Raw genomic sequence first — 8068 nt, forward strand, 5'->3', positions numbered from 1 at the left:
TTATTTACAATTTTGCACATCTGCTACACAGAATATTTTACTAAGATATGGATTTTACCAGTCAGCTTGAATTTACGGCAACAGAAAGATTTTTGCGATATGTGCAAATAGATACTCAGTCGGACCCTGCGTCAACAACATGCCCCTCTACAGAAAAGCAGAAAGATTTAGGCCGGCTGCTTGTACAAGAACTGCTGGCCATAGGCATTGCTGATGCACATCTGGACGAATTTGGCTACGTGTATGCAACCATTCCGGCGAATACCGAAAAGGAAAATGTGCCTGTGATATGTTTCTGCTCGCACATGGATACCGCGCCTGATTGCAGCGGAAAAGATGTTAAACCGCTGGTGCACCGCAACTACAATGGCGACGACATAGTACTGCCGGATGATCCCACACAGGTACTTAGAATGGCAGAGCATCCCGACTTAAAGAACCAGATAGGCAATGATATTATTACAGCATCTGGTAACACACTGCTGGGTGCAGATAACAAGGCAGGTGTAGCGGAGATAATGGATGCGGCTTATCAGCTAATGAACCATCCTGACATACAGCATGGAGTAGTTAAAATACTATTTACGCCCGATGAAGAGATTGGTCGCGGGGTAGACAAAGCAGATATAACCAAAATTGGTGCTTTTGCGTGTTATACTATTGATGGAGAAAGCGCAGGAAACCTGGAGAATGAAACCTTTTCTGCAGATGGTGCCAGGTTGACCATAAACGGCGTAAGTACACATCCCGGCTTTGCTAAAGGTAAAATGGAAAGCGCTATTAAAATAGCCGCACAAATAATAGCGGCCCTACCATATGAGCTATCACCAGAAGGCACGGAAGATATGCAGGGGTTTGTACACCCGGTAGATATTGCCGGACATATTGAGCAGGCAACCATAGACTTTATCATCAGGAATTTTGAGGATGATAAGTTGAAGGCGCATGCAGATGTGATTCGCGGTGTAGCGAATGGGGTATTAAAACGTTTTCCTAATTCCACTTATACGCTGGAAGTAAGAGAGCAGTACCGGAACATGAAGAATGTATTGGCACAGTACCCGCAAATTGTTGATCACGGAATGGAGGCCATCCGCCGCGCCGGAATGGAAGCAAAGCTTTGCAGTATTCGCGGCGGAACGGATGGCTCCAGGTTATCCTTTATGGGGCTACCTACTCCTAACATTTTTGCTGGCGAACACGCTTTCCATGGCAAGCAGGAATGGGTGTCTGTACAGGACATGAATAAGGCGGTACAAACCATATTGCACCTTTGTGCAATATGGGAGGAAAATGCTTAATACAACAGGTTATCGTAAGGGTAACGTTCAGTATGTATTTCTTTCACGGACTCGTACAAAAAGCTGCGGAATTCATCTATGTTCTCTTTCTGCGTAGCCGATATAAACAGCGCCGGGCTGTTGTTCTTTGCCATCCAGCTGTTGCGGAAATCTTCCATGGTAAGCGGTTGCTGGTCCACGTTAATGTTGTGATCTTCCGGATTAAAAGCGTCTATCTTGTTAAAGATGGTAATGGTCTTTTTATCAGCCGCTCCCAGGTCTTTAAGTGTCTCCTTCACTGTGCGTATCTGGTCCTCAAACGTAGGGTGAGAAATATCCACCACATGTATCAGTATATCTGCTTCCCGCACTTCATCAAGGGTAGATTTAAAGCACTCCACTAAATGGTGAGGCAGCTTACGGATAAACCCAACCGTGTCTGAAAGCAGGAACGGTACGTTCTCTATCACCACCTTACGTACGGTAGTATCCAAGGTAGCAAACAGTTTGTTCTCGGCAAACACATCAGATTTGGACAGCATATTCATGATGGTAGATTTACCCACGTTCGTATACCCTACCAGTGCCACTCTGATCAGCTCCTGCCTGTTCTTGCGCTGAGTCTCGTTCTGGCGGTCTATCAGCTTTAAGCGTTCCTTAAGTAGAGAGATCTTGTTCAGGATCAACCGGCGGTCAGTCTCTATCTGGCTTTCACCCGGTCCACGCATACCAATACCACCTTTTTGTCGCTCTAAGTGGGTCCATAAGCGCGTAAGGCGGGGCAACAGATATTGCAGTTGGGCAAGTTCTACCTGTGTTTTTGCCTGTGCAGTTTGGGCGCGACCAGCAAAAATATCAAGGATCAAATTGCTGCGATCCAAAATTTTCACGTTTAGTTCCCGCTCAATGTTGCGCAATTGTGATGGCGATAGTTCATCGTCAAAAACAACAATATCTATTTCTTCGGCTATAACATATTCTTTTATCTCCTCCAGTTTACCGGTGCCCACAAATGTTGCACGCTCCGGGCGCTGAAGTTTTTGAGTGAAGCTTTTTACGGTAAGGCCGCCGGCTGTAGCAACTAAAAACTCCAGTTCTTCTAAATACTCTTTTTCCTGTGCTTCGGTCTCATTGGGTGTTATTACACCAACCAGCACAACTTTTTCCTGCTTCACAGCAGTATCATAAAATTTTTGTTTCATATATAATATCAGGCACGATTATGTTACAGACTGATCCGTAACTCGTTTAAATAAATTTATAATTAGGCTCTCTGTTAGTATTATAGAGAGAATACAGCGGATACGCGTAACGGTTTGTTTAATCAGGAATTACATTTTGTAGTAGTGACGCAAAGATAAGCATTTGGTTTAAATGAACATAGCAAGACACACCAGCGCTGCATGAGGTCAGTTGCTATGTTAAGTAGCTCGAATTACAATGTCGAGCTAACTATGACAATTAATATTATAACTCCTTCACAAAGTCCCGCATAGCTTTACCCGGATCCGCCTGCTTCATAAAGTTTTCTCCAATTAAAAAGCCGCTAAAGCCTGCTTTCTTCAGGTCCTTAATGGTCTGGGGATCACTTATGGCACTTTCCGATATTTTCAGGAACTCGGACGGAATATGTTCTGCCAGGCGATAAGAGTTTTCAACCGACACGGTAAAGTCTGCAAGGTTGCGATTGTTTACGCCTATGGCATCCAAGTTTGAGTCAACACTGCGCTCTAATTCTTCCAGGTTGTGCACTTCCAACAGAACATTCAGTTCAAGGCTTTTGGCCAGCCCTGCCAAGTTCTTTATTTCAGCAGGGGTAAGTATAGCAGCTATCAGCAGGATAATGTCTGCTCCAAGTGCCTTGGCTTCTACCACCTGGTACTCGTCAATCATAAACTCTTTGCGCAAAACAGGTATTGCATTCACCCTCCTGGCACGTACAAGGTCCATTTTGCGGCCGCCAAAGAACTGTTTATCCGTTAACACCGATAATGCCGATGCGCCTGCGTCTGCGTAGTCTTTTGTGACCTCTTTTACCAGTGCCTCATCATTAATAATGCCTTTTGAAGGAGATTTACGCTTAAACTCAGCTATAATACCGGTGCGGTCCTCCGCCAGCAAAAACTCGCGGAACGAAAAGGTTTCTCTGTTGAAGTACTCGGACTCCTCCAATTCCATAAAGGTGGTCTCGCGTTTGTCACGGTCAACCTCACGCCGTTTTTGTGCTACAATTTTATCGAGTATGGTCATAACCCTAACTCCCGAAGGAGGAAATTTGAATTGTTAAAGCTAATATTATATTCTTAACCAGTTCTGCATCATCTCCCTGCCGTACTCCGTTAATACCGATTCCGGGTGAAACTGCACGCCGCGAACGTCATATTCTTTATGTCGTAAAGCCATTACAGAATTGTCGGTTTCATCTATAGCGGTTATCGACAACGTTTCAGGCATTTCTTTTTCTACCACCCACGAGTGGTAACGGCCCACCTTAAAGTTCTGTGGTAGTCCAGCAAAAAGCTTTTCTTTATTGTCGGTCACTTTTATAGGAGTAGCAATGCCGTGCATTGGCTGTGGCAGGTTATACAACTTGCCGCCAAACACTTCTGCAATGGCTTGCTGCCCAAGGCATACGCCAAACATGCTTTTGGTTGGTGCGTACTTTTCTATTACCTCCAACAGTAAACCAGCTTCTGACGGTATGCCCGGCCCTGGCGAAAGGATGATGTGGTTGTACTTGTCAACATCGTCAATCGCAAACTGGTCGTTCCGCCATACGTCGCATTCCAAACCAATCTCATTCACCAGGTGCACCAGGTTATAGGTGAAAGAGTCATAATTGTCGATTATAAGGATGCCGCCCGGTTTATTCGGTATGGAGTTTTTTAAGCTTATATTTTCACTCATAATAATCTTGTCTAAAATATTAATTTTGTTCCCCCTTCAGGGGGCTAGGGGGTTTATAGCTCCTGCGCTAATTCCACTGCTTTTCTAAGCGCCGCTATTTTGTTATCCACTTCTTTTAGTTCGCTTTCGGCAATACTTCCCGCAACAATCCCCGCACCTGCCTGGTAGTGCAAAGTGTTGTTTTTACTCAGGAAAGAACGGATCATAATGGCGTGATTAAAATCGCCGTTAAATCCTAAATAACCTATTGCTCCGCTATAAAAACTGCGCTTGGTTTTCTCGTTCTCGTCGATAATTTCCATTGCGCGATATTTTGGCGCACCACTTAATGTACCGGCAGGAAAAGTGTCGGCAACGATCTTAAAAGAAGACGTATCCGGCTTTAGTTTGCCACTTACATGCGAAACCAGGTGGATCAAGTGCGAGTAATACTGCACCTTTTTAAACGCTTTCACGCTTACCTGCTCACAATGGCGGCTAAGGTCGTTTCGTGCAAGGTCTACCAGCATTACGTGTTCTGCAGATTCTTTAGGGTCATTCTCCAGTTGTCTTGCTATTTCGGCATCTTTTACATCGTCTCCGCTGCGTTTAAACGTACCGGCAATAGGAAATATGCTGGCCACGTTATTTTTTATGGTGATCTGCGCCTCCGGCGAGGAACCGAAGATCCTAAAGTCGCCAAAGTCGAAATAGAACAAATAAGGCGACGGGTTGATAGAACGCAGGGCGCGATATACATTAAATTCATCACCCAGGAACTTACGGGAAAATGCCCTTGAAGGCACTATCTGGAATACATCGCCCCGGTAGATGTGCTGCTTCATCTTCTCTACAATAGCGATGAATTCCTCATTGGTGAGGTTAGATTGCTCATCGCCGTCGCTCTGAAAGCTATACTCAGGAAAGTTTTTGTTCTTGATCAGGTATTCCAATTTTTCCAAGCCATTGGTCTCGGGCTGGCCTTCAACCTGGTTATGGAATATGTAAAGCTCATTTTTAAAATGATCTATGGCAATTATATAGCTATAGATGTGGTACTGCATTACCGGTATCTTGCGCGCGGTATCCGTAACTTCTTTCAGCTTAATGGTTTCAAAATACTCAACTGCCTCATGGGTGAAGTAGCCGAACAAACCGTTAGAGATGATCTTAGAGGTTAACGCATCCGTATCAAAGCGACCTAAAAAGCCACTTATCTCCTCTGGTAGATCAAAAGTTCCTTTAGTACTTACTTCTTCTGTTCCGTCTGGAAACTTCTTTTTTAACTCGTCGTTATCGAGCACCAACCCGGCAACAGGTACGCAGCAGATGTAGCTCATGCTGTTTTCGCGGCTGTGGTAATCAGAGCTTTCCAGCAGCAGCGAGTTTGGGAACACATCGCGCAGTCGCAGGTATATGCTTACTGGCGTTGTGGTATCTGCAAGCAGCTTTTTATGCGTAGTGTTTATTTTATAAGTAGTCATTGTTTCTGTTCGTATGTTAAATAAAAAACCCGGGGGATGAGCATCCGCCGGGTTTCAATTCAGGTTTATATTTGATCAGTATATCATGAAAAAAACAATCCGGCTGCCAGTGTTAACTGGTGCCACCAATACATATTGTTTGTAGTTTTTTTCATGACCGGGGAGCAAATTTATAAAGAAAATTGAATTAGCAAATTATTTCTGCTTTTTTATTAGTGCGTCATACCAAAAAGTCCACGCTGGCTCTGCAGAATAGCTACCACTACTACTAAAGTTGCTAGTAAATAAGCAATTGCAATTACGCGGTGTTTCGCTTCAGGAACCTGGGCTCTTTTCGAACGTGCATGCCCGATAGTTATCAAAGCTATTGCAAACACCATCATGGCAATGTGCTCTACCGTCCAGTAACGGGTGGTGTCATCCTTCATAGTTCCCGAATCGAACTTTACAAAAGGGCTCATAAAATACAATGCCAAGCCAAGTAACAGCTGTATATGTGCCGATATCATGGTGAACAGGTTTAATTTGCGGTTGCCATTGGTATATGTTTTTTTACCAAACCAGCCGGCAAGCGCTGTAACAATGGCTACTACCAATAGTAAGATTACGATGTATCTGAAGCCGGAGTGTGCCTGCAGGAGAAATTTATAAGTGGTCATAAGGTGAATATTTTTGCCTGCAATATACAGCAAACCCGCTCAATTAGGAAAGCTGAATTTACCCATAAGTACCGCGGGATTGTTACCTATATGTAGCGGCTCACCACAAACAGCCTCATTGCCAAGCAAAGCAAAAAGGATAGCCTCTTTTGCGTCGGCTTTTATGCCCAGTTCATCGCTGTTGCTTATAAACGTACCCGGCAATGCTTTTTTAAGGTAGTTGGTGATAAAAGGATTCCGGGCGCCGCCGCCGCTGGCATAAATATGCAGTTGCTTGATATCGAAATGTTGCCGGATAAAGGTGGCGATCGAACGGCCGGTAAAGGCGCTTAGGGTAGCAACTAGGTCGGCTTTTTGAATATTTAAGGTACGGGTGGCCTGTTGAGCATCGGCTACATAAGCAAGGTTGAAAAGCTCGGGCCCGGTGGTTTTTGGAAGCATTTCGTTAAAGAAAGGGTGATGCAAAAGAGCCTCCAGTAAAACTTGGTTTACTTCGCCTGAATAGGCAATTTTGGCATCTTCATCAAATGGTTTATTAAAATACTCCCGGCATGCCGCATCTATCAGGGTATTACCCGGGCCAATGTCTGTGCACATAACTTTAGTCAGGTTGCTGTCTCCTGGAAGGTAAGTAAGGTTTGCTATGCCGCCGATATTGAGCAATATCCTGTTCTCCCCTGCCTTACTGCCCAATATTACATCGCCGTATAAGGCTAGTGGTGCGCCTTCTCCCCCCGCCGCTATGTGCTTTTGACGGAAGTCGCTGATGGTAATAATACCGGTTTTTATGGCTATATGGTCGCCGTCGCCTATTTGCAGTGTGGCATTGCCATAGCCGGATTGTTTATGCTGATGCTGCGGCGCGTGATAAATTGTTTGCCCGTGGCTGGCGATCAGATCAACATCTAGGGGGTTGATGCGCCAGCTTTTAAGCGCTTCTAAGATCAATTCTGCATGGAAGCTGCCGATGTAAGCGTTTAGCAGACAAACTTTTTCGAGGCTTACCGAATCTTTCTTGGCGAATACTTCTTTAACCTCGTCCTTAAAGCTATCCTTGTAAGGAATGGTGACAAAGTTCAGCAGTTCAGGAGCCGTTTGCATGCCGCTCCCGCTGAAACTGCATAGTGCGATGTCCAGCCCGTCAAGCGACGTACCCGACATAAGTCCGATCACCAGGCGCTCTGGTTTTTGCGCTATTTCGAACAGTTTTTGCAGGTTTTTATTCATGGGCAGTGCTGTATCCACAAATGTAAATTAAAACGGCCTTTGTATAAATATCCTGATATATTTGTTTTCAACCATTTGTGTAACCATCACAATCTTACTTTATGGCACGATTAAATTTACTAGAAGAGACGCGATATGAGAAGCTGCCGGTAACGGTGTACCCCGATCAGAAGACGGCCTCACTGGCAGTAGCAGGGCGGATAGCGCAGCTCATCCGCGATAAGCAGGCAGCGGGCAAACCGGCCGTGCTGGGCCTGGCCACCGGTGTAACGCCGGTAGGCGTTTACGCTGAGCTGGTGCGCCAGCACCGGGAAGAAGGCCTGTCCTTCTCGAACGTGATCACCTTTAACCTGGACGAGTACTATCCCATGAAACCCGACGCGGTGCAGAGCTACGTTACCTTCATGAACGAGAACCTCTTCGACCATGTAGATATCGATCGTGCCAATGTGCACATACCCGATGGTACCCTGGAACAAGACGCTGTAGCCGCCTTCTGCCTCAACTATGAGCACCAGATAGAAGAGCTCGG

General features: G+C 45.3%; 8 protein-coding genes. 2 read left to right on the top strand and 6 right to left on the bottom strand.

The genetic code is table 11. From position 1 onward, the window contains the following. The first annotated feature begins 47 nt into the window (after positions 1 to 47). Positions 48 to 1301: a peptidase T gene (gene pepT, locus AC59GT_RS14495; protein WP_497238282.1), complete on the top strand. Its 1254-nt coding sequence runs from the start codon at positions 48 to 50 to the stop codon at positions 1299 to 1301. Here pepT and hflX read toward each other — a convergent pair. The 6 genes from hflX to AC59GT_RS14525 all read right to left on the bottom strand — a co-directional run bounded on the left by hflX (position 1298) and on the right by AC59GT_RS14525 (position 7554). After that, a complete protein-coding gene (gene hflX, locus AC59GT_RS14500; protein ID WP_497238283.1) occupies positions 1298 to 2482 on the bottom strand; it encodes a GTPase HflX in 1185 nt (394 codons plus the stop codon). The genes pepT and hflX overlap by 4 nt on opposite strands. 265 nt (positions 2483 to 2747) lie before the next feature. Beyond that, a complete protein-coding gene (gene trpC, locus AC59GT_RS14505) occupies positions 2748 to 3530 on the bottom strand; it encodes an indole-3-glycerol phosphate synthase TrpC (protein ID WP_497238284.1) in 783 nt (260 codons plus the stop codon). 45 nt (positions 3531 to 3575) lie between these two features. Continuing rightward, positions 3576 to 4187, bottom strand: coding sequence for an anthranilate synthase component II (locus AC59GT_RS14510; protein WP_497238285.1), 612 nt, complete (start codon positions 4185 to 4187; stop codon positions 3576 to 3578). A gap of 53 nt (positions 4188 to 4240) precedes the next feature. Further along, positions 4241 to 5650 (bottom strand): anthranilate synthase component I family protein, encoded by a 1410-nt coding sequence (locus AC59GT_RS14515; RefSeq protein WP_497238286.1) that lies wholly within the window; start codon positions 5648 to 5650, stop codon positions 4241 to 4243. Between the two features lie 212 nt (positions 5651 to 5862). Beyond that, entirely contained in the window at positions 5863 to 6309 is a 447-nt protein-coding gene (locus AC59GT_RS14520) for a cytochrome B (protein WP_497238287.1), read from the bottom strand. 39 nt (positions 6310 to 6348) lie between these two features. Continuing rightward, a complete protein-coding gene (locus AC59GT_RS14525; RefSeq protein WP_497238288.1) occupies positions 6349 to 7554 on the bottom strand; it encodes an anhydro-N-acetylmuramic acid kinase in 1206 nt (401 codons plus the stop codon). A gap of 83 nt (positions 7555 to 7637) precedes the next feature. Here AC59GT_RS14525 and AC59GT_RS14530 point away from each other — a divergent pair. Then, positions 7638 to 8068: 6-phosphogluconolactonase (locus AC59GT_RS14530; RefSeq protein ID WP_497238289.1), on the top strand; the 431-nt coding region annotated here is incomplete at its 3' end.

Source organism: Mucilaginibacter sp. 320_HR, assembly GCF_059691875.1.